At 64.4% G+C, this 17,307-nt stretch carries 10 protein-coding genes; 1 reads left to right on the top strand and 9 read right to left on the bottom strand.

What is annotated here, in order from left to right; translation table 11 throughout:
• Positions 1 to 10: 10 nt before the first annotated feature.
• From KIH81_RS05465 to glgA, 3 genes are all read right to left on the bottom strand, one after another.
• Positions 11 to 859, bottom strand: coding sequence for an HAD family hydrolase (locus tag KIH81_RS05465; RefSeq protein WP_214304446.1), 849 nt, complete (start codon positions 857 to 859; stop codon positions 11 to 13).
• Positions 860 to 1,087: 228 nt separating this feature from the next.
• Complete coding sequence (locus KIH81_RS05460; RefSeq protein ID WP_214304445.1) at positions 1,088 to 1,936, bottom strand: ABC transporter ATP-binding protein; 849 nt, start codon at positions 1,934 to 1,936, stop codon at positions 1,088 to 1,090.
• Between the two features lie 213 nt (positions 1,937 to 2,149).
• Entirely contained in the window at positions 2,150 to 3,400 is a 1,251-nt protein-coding gene (gene glgA, locus KIH81_RS05455) for a glycogen synthase (RefSeq protein WP_214304444.1), read from the bottom strand.
• 318 nt (positions 3,401 to 3,718) lie between these two features.
• Here glgA and KIH81_RS05450 point away from each other — a divergent pair, with 318 nt between their 5' ends.
• Positions 3,719 to 4,741: a zinc ribbon domain-containing protein gene (locus tag KIH81_RS05450; RefSeq protein ID WP_214304443.1), complete on the top strand. Its 1,023-nt coding sequence runs from the start codon at positions 3,719 to 3,721 to the stop codon at positions 4,739 to 4,741.
• 182 nt (positions 4,742 to 4,923) lie between these two features.
• Here KIH81_RS05450 and KIH81_RS05445 read toward each other — a convergent pair whose 3' ends face one another.
• The 6 genes from KIH81_RS05445 to gltB form a co-directional block, all read right to left on the bottom strand.
• Positions 4,924 to 5,388, bottom strand: a complete 465-nt coding sequence (locus KIH81_RS05445) for a tripartite tricarboxylate transporter TctB family protein (RefSeq protein WP_214304442.1) — start codon at positions 5,386 to 5,388, stop codon at positions 4,924 to 4,926.
• 108 nt (positions 5,389 to 5,496) lie between these two features.
• On the bottom strand, positions 5,497 to 7,449 hold the full coding sequence (locus KIH81_RS05440; RefSeq protein ID WP_214304441.1) for a DUF5696 domain-containing protein: 1,953 nt from the start codon (positions 7,447 to 7,449) through the stop codon (positions 5,497 to 5,499).
• Positions 7,450 to 7,766: 317 nt separating this feature from the next.
• Positions 7,767 to 9,407, bottom strand: coding sequence for a peptide ABC transporter substrate-binding protein (locus KIH81_RS05435; RefSeq protein WP_214304440.1), 1,641 nt, complete (start codon positions 9,405 to 9,407; stop codon positions 7,767 to 7,769).
• Positions 9,408 to 9,593: 186 nt separating this feature from the next.
• On the bottom strand, positions 9,594 to 10,499 hold the full coding sequence (locus tag KIH81_RS05430) for a C39 family peptidase (protein ID WP_214304439.1): 906 nt from the start codon (positions 10,497 to 10,499) through the stop codon (positions 9,594 to 9,596).
• Positions 10,500 to 10,832: 333 nt separating this feature from the next.
• Positions 10,833 to 12,371 (bottom strand): glutamate synthase subunit beta, encoded by a 1,539-nt coding sequence (locus KIH81_RS05425; RefSeq protein WP_214304438.1) that lies wholly within the window; start codon positions 12,369 to 12,371, stop codon positions 10,833 to 10,835.
• A gap of 1 nt (position 12,372) precedes the next feature.
• Positions 12,373 to 16,944: a glutamate synthase large subunit gene (gltB, locus tag KIH81_RS05420; RefSeq protein WP_214304437.1), complete on the bottom strand. Its 4,572-nt coding sequence runs from the start codon at positions 16,942 to 16,944 to the stop codon at positions 12,373 to 12,375.
• Positions 16,945 to 17,307 lie beyond the last annotated feature (363 nt).

Below are 17,307 nucleotides of genomic sequence, written 5' to 3'. Positions count from 1 at the left end.
AATGTCTCGGTCACACCAGACCGAGGGTGGCGAAGGCGTTGGCTAGGCCGTCGTCGTGGATGTCGGTGGTGGTGATGTCGCAGAACTTCTCGATGCCGTGGATGGCGTTGCCCATGGCCACGGATGTGCCGGCGGCCTTGAGCATGGCGGTGTCGTTGTCGGAGTCGCCGATGGCGATCGTGTCGGCGATGTCGTAGCCGAGCGCCGCGGCCACGTCGCGTACGGCGGTGCCCTTGTCGTACCCGGCGATGAGCAGTTCGCCGTTGTTCGGCGAGATCTTGTCGTAGGAGCCGTGCACGAGCTCGAACCACGGGCTCAGGTCGCGCTTCGTCTCCTCGAAAGTCACATCCGGATTCGGCGCGGTGAAGTACGAGCCCTTGCTCACGTGAATCGTCTGTCCCAGGGTGGAGCCGGCAGGAATCTCCACCTCGTCGATCAGATGCCAGAACCGGGCGAACTCGCCGCGGTTGAATGCCTTGCCCTTCGATTCCAGATGGCGGCGGTACCCTTCCGAAATGTACATGCCGTCCGCGCCCTGCCACTGGTAGCTTTCGATGTGATGCTCACGGAAATACGCCATCGCCGCGTCCACGGCCTCGGCCGGTACGAGGTGCTGGAACAGCACACGATCCCCCACGTTCGCCTGTGCTCCGGCCACGGAGACCACGCCGTCGAAACCGAGATCCAGGATGCTGCGTTCGATCTTCGGCATGGACCGGCCGGTGCAGATGAACAGCTTGTGCCCGTTGGTCTGCGCCTTGCGGCACGCGGCCTTCGCCGATTCCGGCACGATGTGCTTCTCATCCGCCAACGTGCCGTCGATGTCGATGAACACCAGTTTGCTTGAGACCATTGCCATCCTCCATTCCGAGGCCCGACCGATTATCCGCCTGTATCCTACCAGTGATGCCACGTTCCGGCATGACTCGGCAACCGGCAACGGCCGGAATCAAAAAGGCTCTGTTAAACCAAGATTGACATGTCCCTTATTCTTGGCTCCCCTTGTCAGGGGAGCTGTCGGCGGAGCCGACTGAGGGGTAGCCCGGTGGAATTCATGTCAATCTTGGTTTAACAGAGCCATCAAAAATCACACCGCGTAGGCGGACCAGCGACCGTGACTGTGCTCGACTTCGATGGGCATGCCGAACAGGTCGGAGAGGCGTTCGTCGGTCAGGCCTTCTTCGAGCGGACCGGAATAGACGATGGTGCCGGCGGACGGATTGCCCATCGCGTCGATGCCGTCGTTGGTGGCGTCCTCGGCGGAGACGGGCTTGCGGCCCATGATGGCGATGTGGTCGAAACCGGCCGGAATCTCCTCCAGACGGTGGGTCACGAGCACCACCGCACGTTCGGAGTTCTCCTCGCCGATGCGGCTCAGCGTGCGCATCACCTGTTCACGGCCACCCAGGTCAAGGCCGGTGGTCGGCTCGTCCATGATGAGCAGTTCCGGGTCTCCCATGAGCGCGCGGGCGATGAGCACCCGCGTGCGTTCGCCTTCGGACAGGCGCCACATCTGTTTGCCCTCCAGGTAGCCCACGCGGAAGTCATGCAGCAACTGGCGTGCGCGCGCGTATTCCTCTTCGGTGTACGTGTCCTGCCAGCGGCCGGTCACGGCGGACAGGCCGGTGACCACGGCGTCCAGCGGATCCTCGAAGTCAGGGAACTGACGGCCCAGGTCGGCGGAGGCGAGGCCGATGCGGGTGCGCAGCTTGAACACGTCGTACTTGCCGAGCTGATGGCCGAGGATGAACACACGCCCCTCGGAGGGGAAGGTTCGTGTGGCGAGCATGCCGACCGCCGTGGATTTGCCGATGCCGTTGGGGCCGAACAGCACCCACCGCTCCCCCGCCTTGACGGTCAGGTTCACATCGGTGATGATGACGCGGCGGTTGCGGCGGAATTCGACGTTGTCGAGCTGGAGGACGGTTTGTGGCATGTGGGCAATTCCTTTGTAAACGAGATTCATGCTCCCCTCAGTCTGCTTACGCAGACAGCTCCCCTCAGCGAGGGGAGCCGGTAAACATACAAGGCTCTACGCAACAGAGCCAATGACCTATACAGAAAACCGGCTCCCCTCACTGAGGGGAGCTGTCGCGCGAGCGACTGAGGGGAGCCGTTATCCGGGAACTACCGGGATTTGTTTCCGGATTTACTTCTTCTGCTCGTCGAGGACGGACTGGTAGACCTTGACGGTCTCGTCGGCGATGGACTCCCAGCTGAACACGTCGCGGGCGCGCTCGTAGCCGGCCTGGCCCATCTTCTTGCGCAGTTCCGGATCGGCCATGATCTTGTTGATGGCGTCGGCCATGTCGTGCACGAACTTGTCCGGATCGGTGGGGGTGCCAGTGCCGTCGTGCAGCTGGTCGATCGGGACCAGGAAGCCGGTTTCGCCGTCCACCACGACCTCGGGGATGCCGCCGGTGGCGGAGGCGACCACGGGCAGACCGCAGGCCATGGCCTCAAGGTTCACGATGCCCAGCGGCTCATAGATGGACGGGCAGATGAAGGCGTCGCAGCCGTGCTCCAGCGCGCTCAGCTCGTTCTTCGGCAGCATCTCCTCGATCCAGATGATGTTGCCGCGCTCCTTGTCCAGCTCGGCGAAGGAGTTCTTAACCTCCTCCATGATCTCCGGGGTGTCCGGAGCGCCGGCGCACAACACGATCTGGACGCCGGGGTCCACGAAGTGCAGGGCCTTGAGCAGGTACGGCAGGCCCTTCTGGCGGGTGATGCGGCCCACGAACAGCAGGGTGGGCTTGGAACGGTCGATGTTGTAGCGTTCGAACACCTTCCAACCCGGATCATCGTCGGCCGGAGTGGCGAACTCGGACATGGTGATGCCGTTGTAGACCACAACCACCTTATCCGGGTCGAGGCTCGGGTAGGCGGCGAGAATATCCTTCTTCATACCGCCGGAGACGGCGATCACGCGGTCGGCGTGCTCGTAGGCGTCCTTCTCGGCCCAGGAGCTCAGGTTGTAGCCGCCACCGAGCTGCTCGCGCTTCCACGGGCGGAACGGCTCCAGGGAATGGGCGGTGATGACCAGCGGGGTGCCGTGCAGCATCTTGGCCAGGTATCCGGCCAGGCAGGCGTACCAGGTGTGGGCGTGGATGATGTCGGCGTCGACATCATTGGCGATCTGCAGGTCCACGCCGAAGGTCTTCAGCGCGGCGTTCGCGTCGGACAGCTCGGCCGGCACGTCGTAGCCCACGACCTTCAGGCTGCCCTTGGCCTCGTCCGCATGCGGGATGGCGGGGATGTCCGCCTCGGTGCGCTTGCCGTCGAACGCGCGCACAGTCACGTCGATGCGCTCGGCGAGCACCTTGGACAGCTCCTCGGCGTGGACGCCGGCGCCGCCGTAGACCTTCGGCGGGTATTCACGGGTCAAAATATCAACTTTCATCTGCCTGCTCTCCTTCGTGCGTGCGTCAGTAATCAAGCACCTCCTACTTTAAAACACCGCATACGGCAAAACGCACAACCTCCAACGTGCGTTTTGCGGAAAACGTCACGCTGCCGGTCTCCGGCGGCCTGCCTGGAATCGCCCTGAGACCCTGACCCCCTGCCCGTCCCCTCGCCGGACTCGACCCATAGGAATTCTCTCCACCGTCCCGGCGCGTTCTTCCGCGCGAATCCCGTCGTCAACCTGGAGCGCCCGGCAGGCCTTCCCCGTGCGAATGCATGTGTAATGTGGGAGCCAAGCAAAGGAAGGGAGCATGTCATGAACTGTCTGCATTGCGGTAATCCGTTGCAGCCCGGCGATACGTTCTGCCAGGCGTGCGGCGCTCTTCAGGATGACAACGGGATACTGACCGATAGGACGCTGCGTGACAACATCCCGTCCGACGGCATTCCCACCTCCCCCATTCCGGTCAGCCCGGTGCCGTTGCCGCCCGCCGCGCCCGCGCATACTTCCGCGGCCGCTCCCCAGCAGGGTTATCAGTTCCAGGCCGGTGCGGGGAACGCATCGCGAACGTCCGCCGCCGCGACTACTCCGTCGCCGGCAACCGGTTCCCCGGCGACAGGCAAGACGGTGAAGTCCCAGATCGTCATCGTCGTGCTTATCGCCGCCATCGTCGCAGTGGTGCTATGCATCGTCGGCATCGTGGCGTACGGCACCGGCCGCCTCGGCCAGTCGAGCGATACGACGACCTCGGTTTCGGCGGGCAACGGCAATTCCGGCGCCTCATCATCCGGCGACGATGCCAAACAGTCCGGCAAGTCCAAGTCCAAGACCAAGTCCGATGCCAAGGATTCGACTGGCACAAAGAGGAAGTCCGGCACCGACTCCGACGGCCAATCGGAAACGAAAAACAGCAAAGACAAGAAAGTCACGGACGCCGGCACCGCCACGTACTCCAACGGGCGCTTCGCCTATGCCGTGGACGTTCCGGCGAGCTATGACCGCGGCCCGGAACCGGACAACGGTGACGGCGTGAAATTCTCCGATCCTGATTCCGGCGTGCAGATCGCCGTTTGGGGCCAGTACAACGCCCTGTTCCATTCGCCGCAGGACGAGCTGGACTTCCTCAAGGAGAACGCCGGCGCCGATCCGGCATTCGAGCTGGTGGCCGGCCAGTCCGTGTACCTGAGTTATGAGAAGGACGACACCATCTATTACATCCGCGAAATCGTGACGGACGAAAAGATCGCGGCGGTGAAGATCACCTATCCCAATACCGATCGCGCCGCCGGTGACCCACTGACCGAAACCGTGCCCCCGACATTGCACTTCCTTCAGTAGACGAACCGACAAGGTCCGGCCGGCACTGTACGCACTGTGCCGGCGGGAAACGCCGCGGAATGGCTCATCGCCATCGAACAGCGGACAACGAATAAGGGTTGGTGGGTTGCTCCCGTACGAGGAGCAACCCACCAACCCTTACGTATGTGCCGCAAGACACGGCGTCTCGGCATCGAAACGAATCAGACGGCGGTGCCGTTCTGGTCCAGGTTCGGGTTGTGCTTGGAATCGCCGGCGGTGAAGAACAGGCTCACCACACCCACGATGAACACGCCGGACACGGTGGCGATCAGCCACATCGGGTGGCTCGGCAGCCACATGACCACGAAGAACGCGATGATGGCCAGCGCGATGAGCGTCCAGCTGCCCACGCGGAACCACTGGCGCACGGAGTGCGGTGCCTTGAACATCTTCGGATTCGTGTAATCCGGGTTGGTGTTCAGCACGGTCTCCGGCTCGGACTCCACCACGGCGCTCGGCTTCCACGGGCCCAGGGACTCGCCGTCCTGCAGCCTGCGGGAACGCTCCTGCAGCTGGTATTCGTCGATCATGCCCGCACGGCCGCGACCGCGGGTGGAATCATACTGGGAAGGCACTCCCCTGCGGTTGGCCTTGGCCTGGGCGCGACGCTCGGCGCGATTCGCCATCTCACTACTCCTCTACTACGAGACGGATAAACACTGTTGGCTATATTACTCGCATGCCGGCGAACTCAGCGCGAGCCGTTCAGCCGGCGATGCCAGCAGCACTGCCCATCAGCGTTCTTCGCCGTCGGCGGACTCCTCGATGCGGTAGGTCTGCGTGTGGAAGTCGCAGGTGACCGACGCGCCGCCGGCGAACACGGAGCGCTGCACGAGCGGGTCGCCATCGACGAATTCGTGGCGCACCAGCTCCTGCATACCCACCTTCTCGTGGAACGCGGCGACCGCGTGGCAGCGTTCGATCTCGTTCTCGGTGCGGGCGCGCTGCTCGGCGTCCATGTCGCCGTCCACGCCGATGTACGCGGCGTCACGGATGAGGTACGGGGCGCCGCCGTTGAGCAGGGCGTACAGCATGTAGTCGTCGCCGTCCACCACGCGGTCCATCATCCACGGCTCGATGACGCAGTCGTGGTAGACGAGGTTGTACAGCGGCACGGGCACGCCCTGGCGCGGCGCGTCCGGGGAGCGCATCTGGAAGTCGTAGGGCGCGTAATGGCAGAACACGAGGCTCGGCACGGCCCAGTCGGAGACCTCCTCGGAGGAGGACAGGATGCCGTGCGAGAGCAGGTATTCGAAGCATTCGGCGCGACGCTCGTAACATTCGCGGCGGGTCATGCGGTGCTCGGGGTTGGAGCATTCGTCGCCCTCGTTGCAGGTGAACACGTCGAGATACGCGCAGTCGAGCCTGATGCCGTGCGCGGCGATCTCGGCGAAGTTGCGGCGCACGTAGTCCGGCGCGAGTTCGGCGCACAGGTAGGTCTGGTGGCCGCCGGCCCAGCGCGCGTGCTCGGGCATGGTGCCGTCCGCCAGGCGGATGGCGTTGTTGGTGTCGAAGGTCTTGGCGGTGAAGTAGTAGTCGCGGTACTGGTCGTGCGTGCCGAAGATGTCGCCCTGCTCGTGGCAGGTGTCGACCAGCTTCTTCATGCCTTCCCAGCCGCCGGCCTCCTGGCATGCGGGCAGGTAGTCGGGGTGCTCGTTGTCGTATCCGGGCTGCGCCCAACCGTCCAGGTGCATGTACAGGCGGCCGGCGCCCATCTCGTGCAGCGTGCGCATCTGCTTGACGCGCTGCGCGAAGGTGACGAGTGAGCCGTTCTTCTCCGGATGGTCCTTGTCGTAGTAGTAGGAATCCGGCTGGACCTTGGTCTTGATGCCGACGTGCACCCAGGAGCGGCCGATGAGGTCGTGCACGGAGGGGTTGCGCGCGGCCTTCTCGGCGAGGGTGCGCAGGCGTCCGCGTTCATTGACGTAGGCGCGATAGGACTTGCAGACGGCGTTGTGATCGGCGTGGTCGAGGAAGCGGTAGCGCACCACGCGGCGGTAGTCCATCGTGCCCAGGCTCGGGTCGAACCAGGTGCCGACGTGCGTGTAGGGGCCGTCCGCAGGATGGTCGATGCCGTAGCCGGCGTTCCACGGGGTCTCGCAGATGGCGATGTAGGCGTGGCCATCCGCGCGCAGCTGGGCGAACCAGGGCATGTAGCCGCCGGCGGTCTCGAAGCGGCCTTCGAAGGCGATGTCCTTGGTGGCGACCGCCGTGGGCCAGGTGTTGGGGATCATGACGCCCTGCTCGTGGGTGATGAGGGTCACGTCGTGGCTTTCGGCGCGGTCGAACGCCATTTCGGCGGGCCAGACCACTTTGGTGACGTCCAGTCCGCTTTCGTTGAGCGGGATCCATTCGAACAGCAGGTCGCCGGAGGCGCGCTCGATCCACACGTAGGTGGCGAACGAGTAGGCGCTGTGGCCGAAGCCGGTGTACACGCTGCGTACGCCGACGCCGGTGCCGGTCTCGCGGCTTTCGTGGGTGATGGCGACGGCGTCCGTGAACGTGAACGTGCCCTGCTTGGTCTCCAGTCGCGGCTGTGCGGTGATGGTCCCGGCGTCGGCGGATGTCTCGGTGCCATGGGTTCCGTCATCGATGACGGTGTTCCATTCGGCGCCGTTACGCTGGAACGCGAACTGCCCCGTCCGCTCGTCGAATCGCACGGTGGTGCCGGCTGCGGTGAATTCCATGATGTGCTTGTGCTCCTGTTGTTCTATGTCCTTGGCTCCCCTATCCGGGGCGCCGTTGTCCTGATAAGTACGACTGTCCCGCGATGTTCCGCCGCGAACCGACTCGCGCGAATCGTATGGCTCGTACGAATCGCACGGTACGTACGGTGCGTACGGGCCAGTTCACGGCAAAACGCCCGCCGGTCACATAGGGCCGGCGGGCGTCGACGGACGTTCGTCTCAAGCCTCATCCATGGTACCGGACCGGACGGTATCCGACCGGCACCGACGGACGCGGCACAGCGAACGTCGCTCGCGATATCACCGATATCGCATTATCACTTCTTGGTCAGTTCGGTGAACACCGGGCCGCCACCGTAGTCGAATTCGACTCCGGAGACGCTGGTGGTGCTCACGGCAGTGGCGTTCTGGTTCCACAGCGGGATGGCCGGCAGGTCCTGCAGCAGGATCTCCTCGCCCTGCTGGTAGTACTTGTCCGCTTCCTCGGTGGAGGGCGCGGAGAGGGCCTTGTCCATGAGCGCGTCGAACTCGGGGTTCTTGTAGTTGCCGGAGTTCGCGCCCTTGCCGTCGGCGGAGCTGGAGGCGTACAGCTGCACCAGGTAGTTGTCGGCGGACGGGTAGTCGGGGCCCCAGCCGCTGCGGTAGGCGGTGGTCATCTTGCCGGAGTCCACGTTGGACAGGAACTCGTCGGAGGTGGACATCGGGGCGCCCTCGGCCTTGATGCCGAGCGTGTTCTTGACGTAGTTGCACACGGCCTCGACCCAGCCCTTGGCGTTGCCGTCGGCGTTGTAGGCGATCTTGAAATCGCCGCTCCACGGGGAGATGGCGTTGGCCTTGGCCCACAGCTCCTTGGCCTTGGTCGGGTTGTACTGGAGCACCTCGTTGCCCTTGAGATTCTTGGAGTAGGCGCTGATCGGAGCGGCGAGGAAGTCCACGGCCGGCGTGGAGGTGTTGTTGAAGATCTTCTCGGCGATGGTCTTACGGTCGATGGACATGGAGATGGCCTGACGACGCAGGTTGCCTTCCTCGTTCTGGCCGAAGTGCTCAAGCCATTCGGGAATGGTGAAGGTCAGCGTGTTGCCGCCGGGCTGGTTGTACGCCTTGATGGTCTTGTCCGACTGGAAGGTCTTCAGCGCGGTGGCGGGGATCGCGTGCGTGAAGTCGAGGTTGCCGCCGCGCAGGTCGGCGTAGGCGGAATCGGGCGACGTGTAGATCATGAAGTCAAGACCGTCGTTCTTGGCGACGCGGTTGCCCTTGTAGTCGGGGTTCTTGACCATCTTGATGCTGCGGTTGTGCGTCCAGGAGACGAACTTGTACGGGCCGTTGCCCACCGGGTTCTCGCCGTACTTCTTCGGGTTCTTGAACGCGGATTCGGGCAGCGGCATGTAGGCGTGGCTGCCGGCCTTGACCGGGAACGCCGAGTCGGGCTGGCTCAGCTTCACGTCGATGGTGTAGTCGTCCACGACCTTGAGGCCGGAGAGCGTGGCGCTGGGGTCCACGTCCGACTTCTGCAGGTCGTCGTAGCCCTCGATGGTGCTGAAGAAGCTGGCGCTGCCCTGCTTGTTGGCGCTGTTGGCCGTGTAGTTCCAGGCGTCCACGAAGGAGTGGGCGGTCACCGGCGTGCCATCGGTGAACTTCCAGCCCTTCTTGATCTTGATGACGTAGTGGGTGGCGTTGTCGCTGGAGGTGATGCTGTCGGCGACCTCGTTGTGGATGCCGCCCTTGGCGTCGTAGGTGACCAGGCCGGCGAACAGCTGGTCGACCACCTTGCCGCCGCCGGCCTCGGTGACCGCGCCGGGGAACAGCGGATGTGCCGGCTCGCTGCCGTACACGGAAATGATGTTGGAGCCCGCGGTGCTGCCGGCGTCGTTGGATGTGCCGGTCGATCCGCAGCCGCTGAGCAGCATGACGAGCGCGGCGCCCGCCGCGACTAGCGTCGTGATGTGACGATTCTTCATGAACCTCTCCCAAAGTAGATGTGCCGTCTTTTTGACAACGGGCTGATACTTTAGGAGCCGTTTGTTAACTATGTATGCATATTCCGAAATACAGACGTGCTCAGAGTGGCGCGGTGAACTTGCAGACGGACATGCGGAGCAGGAAACGGATGCCGGAGAATCCCTCGTACGCCCGTTTCGCCCGCCTCACCACACGTAGGCGGGCTCCTCGTTATCCACGATGGCGCTCATCATGGTGGCCGCATCCACGACCTTGTGGCCCGCATGGACGGGATCCTGCATGTTGTAGGACGGGTCGAGGATGTGGTATTGCGTGATCGTCCCGTTCTCGTCGGTGTCGTAGCCCATGACGACCACCACATGGTTGCCATGGCCGAACCATGGGTAGAGCACGTGGACGTCCACGGCGGCGAACACCGGATAGTCGTCGGCGAGATCGGCCTTCACGCGATCGGCGAACGTCTGTGCGACGGACGGGTCCCTATCCCCTATGGCGATGGTCTGCACGCGATATCCCGCGCCGGAAGGCGTCGCGGTCTCATCTCCGAACAGATAGGCGTTGGCCACGCGCGCCAGATCCACGTATTCCGTGCCGGTCACCGGCTTGGTGTTCATGCGTTCGGCCAGCGTGGTCTGGTCCGCGTCGATTCCCTTGTAGGCCAGCACCATCTGCAGGGCACCCGGCACGCACCAGTAGCCGGTCTCCTGCACACGCTGCGGCACGTCAAGCATCACGCGGGCGGTGCTCGGCTCGGTCTGTACTTCCCGGTCCACGCATTCCGACGACGCACCCGCTTTTTCGCCGGCCGCATTACAGAACCAGTCGTCGCCGGGATAGGAGTCATCCACGCCTGCGTTGAGTCCGGCGAGTTCCTTGGGATCGTGCAGTGACGCGGGTTCAGGGACGGCCTGTTTTGTCCCGGATTGGTCTCCGCCGGGCGCGATTTCCTGCGATTGACCGGTCTGGTTCGCGTGGGAGCTCTCGGCAAAACGCGAAGGAATCCGGCCCGCATCCCACATCAGCGTGCTGATTCCGAGCAATGCAGCAAGAACGATGATGGCCGCCAATACGGCTGGTTGCGTGCGCTTCATTGCGTACCGCCTTTCCTATGACTCCATGGTACCGTGCGCGCACGCAAAACGACACTATGTATGCGGCTGAACGAAGGCCCCGCATACATAGTGTCGGTTAGGAACGCAAAAGTGACACTAAGTATGCGGGAGCATGGTCCAGCCGCATACTTAGCGCCGGTTCCGGGTGATGCAGCGTTCCCGCGATCAGGGCCGCTCAGCTACTACCCCTCAGTCGGCTTCGCCGACAGCTCCCCTGACAAGGGGAGCCAAGGTCTCCGACAACAAAAGCTCCCCTTCCGGGAAGGAAGGGGAGCTAGTGGAAGACGAATCTGCGGACCGTATCAGCCCGTATCAGCGGGGCAGCATCATCGGGCGGGCGCTGGCCTTGATCGGGGCGGGCAGCTCGCTGGTCTTCTCGCTGGAGAGGTACTCGTCCACGGCGGCCGCGCAGGAGCGGCCTTCGGCGATGGCCCACACCACGAGGCTCTGGCCACGGCCGGCGTCGCCACACACGAACACGCCGTCCTGGCTGGTGGCGTAGTTGTCGTTGCGGGCGATGTTGCCGCGCTTGTCGAGTTCCACGGGCAGCTGGTCGAGCAGTGTGGTGGTGTCCGGGTGCAGGAAGCCCACGGAGATGAGCACCAGGTCGGCGGGCAGCACGCGCTCGGTACCGGGCTGGCGGGTGAACGGGCCATCCTCGCCGGGGGCCACGGAGACCACCTTGAGGCCGGTCACGTGACCGTGCTCGTCCGCCACGAAGCCTTCGGCGGTGGTGGAGTTCTCGATCTTGACCTTGGCCTGCTCCTCTTCGGAACCGATGAAGTTCACGGAGTCGGTGCTGTACAGGTAGGTGCCGCCCTCGGCCATGGACGTGGTCTTCTGGTAGGTGCGGGCGAAGGTCGGCCACGGCTGGTTGGCCGGACGGGTCTCGGGCTCCTTCGGCATGATCTGCAGCACGGTCACGTCCTTCGCACCCTGGCGGATGGAGGTACCGAGGCAGTCGGAACCGGTATCGCCGCCGCCGATGACGATGACGTGCTTGTCCTTGGCGGTGATGTCGTTGACGGGCTTGACGCCGAAGACGCGACGGGTGGCGTCCGGCAGGAAGTCGAGGGCGAAGTGGATGCCGTCGAGCTCGCGGCCGGGGATCTTCATGTCGCGCGGCACGCGGGAGCCGATGGCCACCACGACGGCGTCGTAGCGATCGCGCAGGTCATCCCAAGAGATGTCCTTGCCGATCTCGACGTTCGTGTAGAAGCGGGTGCCTTCGGCCTCCATCTGCTTGACACGGCGGTCGATCAGGCCCTTCTCGAGCTTGAAGTTCGGGATGCCATAGCGCATGAGGCCGCCGATGGCGTCGTCCTTCTCGTAGACGACCACGGTGTGGCCGGCGCGAGTGAGCTGCTGAGCGGCGGCGAGGCCGGCGGGACCGGAACCCACCACGGCCACGGTCTGGTCAGTCAGACGCTGCGGCGGCAGGGGCTTGACGTAGCCGAGCTCCCAGGCCTGGTCGATGATGGTGACCTCATCGTTCTTAATCATGGTCGGCGGCTGGTGGATGCCGAGCACGCAGGCCTGCTCGCACAGGGCCGGGCAGATGCGGCCGGTGAACTCCGGGAAGTTGGAGGTCTGCGACAGACGGTTGTACGCATCCTCCCACTTGCCCTGGCGTACCAGGTCGTTCCACTCCGGGATGACATTGCCCAACGGGCAGCCGGTCATGCAGAACGGGGTGCCGCAGTCCATGCAGCGGGCCGCCTGCTCCTTGGTCCAGGGCTGCAGGCCGGATTCGGCGTGCACGTCGAACCAGTCCTTGATGCGTTCCTCGACGGGGCGTTCGGCCAGCTCGCGGCGGGTACGGACCTTCAGGAATCCTCTCGGGTCGCCCATGTCAGCGCACTCCTTCCGTAACGTGCTCGTAAACCTCTTCCCAGGCTCCGGGCGAATTGAAATCGATATTGTTGGCCTTGGCGTCTTCCATGGCCTTGGTCATGGCCAGGTACTGCTTCGGCACCACGTGCGTGAAGCGCTTGACCGTGTTGGACCAGTCCTCAAGCAGGGCGGCGGCGAACTGGGATCCGGTCTCCTCCGCGTGCTGCTTGATCAGGCCGTACACCAGCTTGGCGGTGTCGGCATCCAGGGACTTGAAGAGCAGCGAGCCGGACTTGATGGCGCCCGGGTTGACCTTCTTCATGTCGAGGTCGAGCACGTAGGTGTTGCCGCCGGAGAAGCCCGCACCGAAGTTGCGTCCGGTGGGGCCGAGCACCACCACGGTGCCGCCGGTCATATACTCGCAGCCGTGGTCGCCCACGCCCTCCACCACGAACGTGGCGCCGGAGTTGCGTACGGCGAAGCGTTCGCCCGCGCGGCCGGCCACGAACATCTGGCCGGAGGTGGCGCCGAAGCCGGTCACATTGCCGGCGATGACGTTCTCGTGCTTGTCGAAGGTGACGTTGTCCTCCGGGCGCACGATCATGCGGCCGCCGGACAGGCCCTTGCCGGCGTAGTCGTTGACTTCGCCGTAGATGCGCATGGTCTCGCCGCGCGGGATGAACGCGCCGATGGACTGGCCGCCGGAGCCGTGCAGGGTCATGTCGATGGTGTCGTCCGGCAGGCCCTCCTCGCCGTAGCGGCGGGTGATCTCGTAACCGACCATGGTGCCGACCGTGCGGTTGACGTTGCGGATCGGCATTTCGATGCGCACGGGCTCCTTGTGGTCGAGCGCGGGCTGGGCGAGCTCGATGAGCTTGTTGTCCAGCGCCTTCTCGAGCTCGTGGTTCTGCTCGATGGTCTGGTGCAGGATGGTGCCCGGCACCGGGCCGGCCTGCTTGAGCACGTTCGTCAGGTCGATGCCGTCGGACTTCCAGCGCTTGATGGCCTCGTTCTGGTCCAGGCACTCGACGTGGCCGATGGCCTCCTCGAGCGTCTTGAAACCGAGCTGGGCGAGAATCTCGCGCACTTCCTCGGCGATGAACATGAAGAAGTTGACCACATGCTCGGGCTTGCCGCGGAAGCGGGCGCGCAGCTCCGGATCCTGGGTGGCGATGCCCTGCGGGCAGGTGTTCTTCTGGCATGCGCGCATCATGACGCAGCCCTCGACGATCAGCGCCGCGGTGGCGAAGCCGAATTCCTCGGCGCCGAGCAGGGCGGCGATGACCACGTCGCGGCCGGTCTTGAGCTCGCCGTCGCACTGGACGACGATGCGGGAGCGCAGACCGTTGAGGATCAGCGTCTGCTGGGTCTCGGACAGGCCGATCTCCCACGGGGTGCCGGCGTGCTTGATGGCGTTGAGCGGGGCTGCGCCCGTACCGCCGTCGTAGCCGGAGATGAGCACCACGTCCGCATGGCACTTGGCCACGCCGGCCGCGATGGTGCCCACGCCGAACTCGGATACGAGCTTGACGTGGATGCGGGCCTTCGGGTTCGCCATCTTCGCATCGTTGATCAGCTGCTTGAGATCCTCGATGGAGTAGATGTCGTGGTGCGGCGGCGGGGAGATGAGCTCCACGCCCGGGGTGGCGTGGCGGACCTTGGCGATCCACGGCGGGACCTTGGCGCCGGGCAGGTGACCTCCCTCGCCGGGCTTGGCGCCCTGGGCGAGCTTGATCTGCAGGTCGGTGGCGTGCACCAGGTAGTCGGAGGTCACGCCGAAGCGGGCGGATGCGATCTGCTTGATGCGGCTGTAGCGCTGCGGGTCGTTGATGCGGTCCTCGGACTCGCCGCCCTCGCCGGAGTTGGAGCGCGCGCCGATGGAGTTCATGGCCAGGGCGAGCGTCTCGTGGGCTTCCTGGGAGATGGAGCCGTAGCTCATGGCGCCGGTGGAGAAGCGCTTGACGATCTCGGAGGCCGGCTCGACCTCGGAGATGTCGATGGGCTTGCGGTTGGAGTTGAACTTCATCAGGCCACGCAGGGTCATGAGTCGGTTCGACGTGTCGTTGATGTGGTGCGAGTACTTCTTGAACATCTGGTAGTCGCCGCGCTGGGTCGACTGCTGGAGCAGGAAGATGGCCTCCGGGTCGTTGAGGTGGTCCTCGCCGGTGCGACGCCACTTGTAGTCGCCGCCGGTGCGCAGGTTGCGGTGCGGGGCCGCGGTCCACTGGTTCGGGTAGGCCACGCGGTGGCGGATGGCCACTTCCTCGGCGATCTCGTCGAGGCCCACGCCGCCTACGCGGGAGGTGGTGCCGGTGAAGTATTCGTCCACGACCTGCTGGTTGAGGCCCACGGCCTCGAACAGCTGGGCGCCGCGGTAGCTCATGATGGTGGAGACGCCCATCTTGGACATGATCTTGAGCACGCCGGTGGAGAGGGCCTTGGTGAGGTTCTTCACGGCGGTGTCCGCGTCGACCTTGAGGTAGCCGGTGCGGGCCAGGTTTTCCACGGATTCGAACGCCAGGTACGGGTTCACGCATGCGGCACCGTAGGCGATGAGCAGTGCCACGTGGTGAATCTCGCGCACGTCGCCAGCCTCCACGACCATCGAGATCTGGGTGCGGGTGTGGCGACGCAGCAGGTGATGCTGGACGGCGGAGGTGAGCAACAGGGACGGGATCGGGCCCCAAGTGTGGTTGGAATCACGGTCGGAGAGCACGAGGAAGTTCTTGCCGGCTTCGATGGCCTCGTCCACCTCGGCGAAGATCTCATCCAGACGCTCCTTCAGCGCCTTGCCGCCACCGGCGACCTGGTAGAGGCCCTTGACCACGTACGGGCGGTAGTAGTCGCCGAGCACGCGGGCGCGGTCGAGGCGCTTGAGCTGGGCCATCTCGTCGGAGTTGACCACGGGCAGCGGGATGAGGATCTTCTTGGCGTGCAGCTCGGAATCGGCCAGCAGGTTCGGCTCGGGGCCGATGGCGGATTCGAGGGAGGTGACGATCTCCTCACGCTCCCAGTCCAGCGGCGGGTTGGTGACCTGTGCGAACTTCTGGGTGAAGTAGTCGAAGAGCATGCGGCTGCGGCTGGAGAGGGCCGGCAGCGGGGTGTCGTTGCCCATGGAGCCCAGCGGTTCCTTGCCGGTGTTGGCCATCGGGGTGAGCAGGAGCTTGAGGTCCTCCTCGGTGTAGCCGAAGGCGCGCTGGCGGCGCTGGACGGACTGGCCGGAGTGGTTGACGTGCTCGCGCTTGGGCAGGTCGGAGAGCTCCACGGAGTTGCCCTCGACCCACTTGCGGTACGGGTGCTGGGAGGCGAGGCTCTTCTTGATCTCCTCGTCCGGGATGATGCGGCCTTCGGCGGTGTCCACGAGGAACATCTTGCCCGGCTCCAGACGGCCCTTGGACACGATGTGCTCCTGGGCGATCTCCGGGATCACGCCGGCCTCGGAGGCCAGCACGATGTAGCCGTCGTCCGTGAGCTGCCAACGGCCGGGGCGGAAGCCGTTGCGGTCGAGCAGGGCGCCCACCTGGGTGCCGTCGGTGAAGACGATGTCGGCCGGGCCGTCCCACGGCTCGATGAGCGTGTTGTTGTACTCGTAGAAGGCGCGCACGTCCGGGTCGAGGTCCGGGTTCTTCTCCCATGCCGGCGGCAGCATCATGCAGATGGCATGCGGCAGGGAGCGGCCGGCGAGGTGCAGCAGTTCGAGGCACTCGTCGAAGGTGCCGGAATCCGAATATCCCGGAGTGGTGATCGGCAGCAGCGGCTTGAACTCGCCGAGCAGTTCGGAGCTCAGGCGGCCCTCACGGGCGGACAGCCAGTTGCGGTTGCCCTGGATGGTGTTGATCTCGCCGTTGTGCGCCAGCAGGCGGAACGGCTGGGCCAGCGGCCAGCTCGGGAACGTGTTGGTGGAGAAGCGGGAGTGGACGATGGCCACGGTGGCCTTCATGCGCTCGTCGTTCAGGTCCTCGAAGAAGTGGGTGAGCTGCATGGTGGTGAGCATGCCCTTGTACGTGATGGTACGGGCGGACAGGGAGGCGAAGTAGACGCCCACCTCATGCTCAACGCGCTTGCGGATGCGGAAGGTCTTGCGGTCGAGTTCGAGGCCGCCGAGCGAGCCGTCCGGGGAGGCGACCACGAGGGTCTTGAAGCCCGGCATGGCGGCGAGGGCCTGCAGGCCGAGGCCGTCCGGGTTGGTGGGCACCACGCGCCAAGCGAGCACTTCAAGGCCCTCCTCGCGCACGATGTTGGCGATGGCCTGCTCCTGCTGGCCAGAGGTCTCGATGTCACGGTCGAGGAACGCGATGCCGGCGGCGTAGTGGCCGGCTTCCGGCAGGTCAGCCGGGACGGTGGCGCGCATGAACTCGTCCGGCATGCTCATCAGGATGCCGGCACCGTCGCCCGTGTTCTCCTCGGCACCCACGGCACCACGGTGGTCGAGGTTGACCAGCACATCGATGGCGTCGGTGACGATCTTGCGTTCGGGGCGCTTATTCAGGGTGGTGACCATACCCACACCACAGGCGTCATGCTCGTTGGAGGGGTCATACATGCCGTCCGGAGCATGGACCGTGAGATCAAGCGGGGCTTTGAATGTCACCGAAATCACCTCAATTGGTTATGGGCGCGCTCACAACGTGCCTCTTCCTCTAAGTTGCTGTTGACAGCGTAGCGTCGCGGTATGTCTTTTACGTTTCGCTGTCCATATACCGAGTTGCGGAAAAAGTCAATACCCAATCGTAACCGATTTTTCGATTGGACTTCCCCGGTTGGGATCAAACGCGGCATCGTGCCCGGATTGATGCGTAACCGACGCAGCGATTAGGGAGAAAAAATGAGAGGCTTCTGCTGTTTTCGTGGGTTAGGTTGCTGGTGTTGGTAGTTGGATGTTGAGTCCGCCGCATCTGAGCATGACGAGGCTGATGAGGTTGGTGACGTGGTGGAAGCCGTAGGCCATGCGGAT

This window comes from Bifidobacterium miconisargentati, from assembly GCF_019331675.1.
Classification (GTDB): domain Bacteria; phylum Actinomycetota; class Actinomycetes; order Actinomycetales; family Bifidobacteriaceae; genus Bifidobacterium; species Bifidobacterium miconisargentati.
Note: the sequence above shows the minus strand (reverse complement) of the source record. Positions and strands in the feature narration are given on the sequence as shown.

Coding starts and splice junctions, on each gene's coding strand:
- KIH81_RS05465 (WP_214304446.1), bottom strand. CDS start 859: ATGGCAATGGTCTCAAGCAAACTGGTGTTCATCGACATCGACGGCACG.
- KIH81_RS05460 (WP_214304445.1), bottom strand. CDS start 1,936: ATGCCACAAACCGTCCTCCAGCTCGACAACGTCGAATTCCGCCGCAAC.
- glgA (WP_214304444.1), bottom strand. CDS start 3,400: ATGAAAGTTGATATTTTGACCCGTGAATACCCGCCGAAGGTCTACGGC.
- KIH81_RS05450 (WP_214304443.1), top strand. CDS start 3,719: ATGAACTGTCTGCATTGCGGTAATCCGTTGCAGCCCGGCGATACGTTC.
- KIH81_RS05445 (WP_214304442.1), bottom strand. CDS start 5,388: ATGGCGAATCGCGCCGAGCGTCGCGCCCAGGCCAAGGCCAACCGCAGG.
- KIH81_RS05440 (WP_214304441.1), bottom strand. CDS start 7,449: ATGGAATTCACCGCAGCCGGCACCACCGTGCGATTCGACGAGCGGACG.
- KIH81_RS05435 (WP_214304440.1), bottom strand. CDS start 9,407: ATGAAGAATCGTCACATCACGACGCTAGTCGCGGCGGGCGCCGCGCTC.
- KIH81_RS05430 (WP_214304439.1), bottom strand. CDS start 10,499: ATGAAGCGCACGCAACCAGCCGTATTGGCGGCCATCATCGTTCTTGCT.
- KIH81_RS05425 (WP_214304438.1), bottom strand. CDS start 12,371: ATGGGCGACCCGAGAGGATTCCTGAAGGTCCGTACCCGCCGCGAGCTG.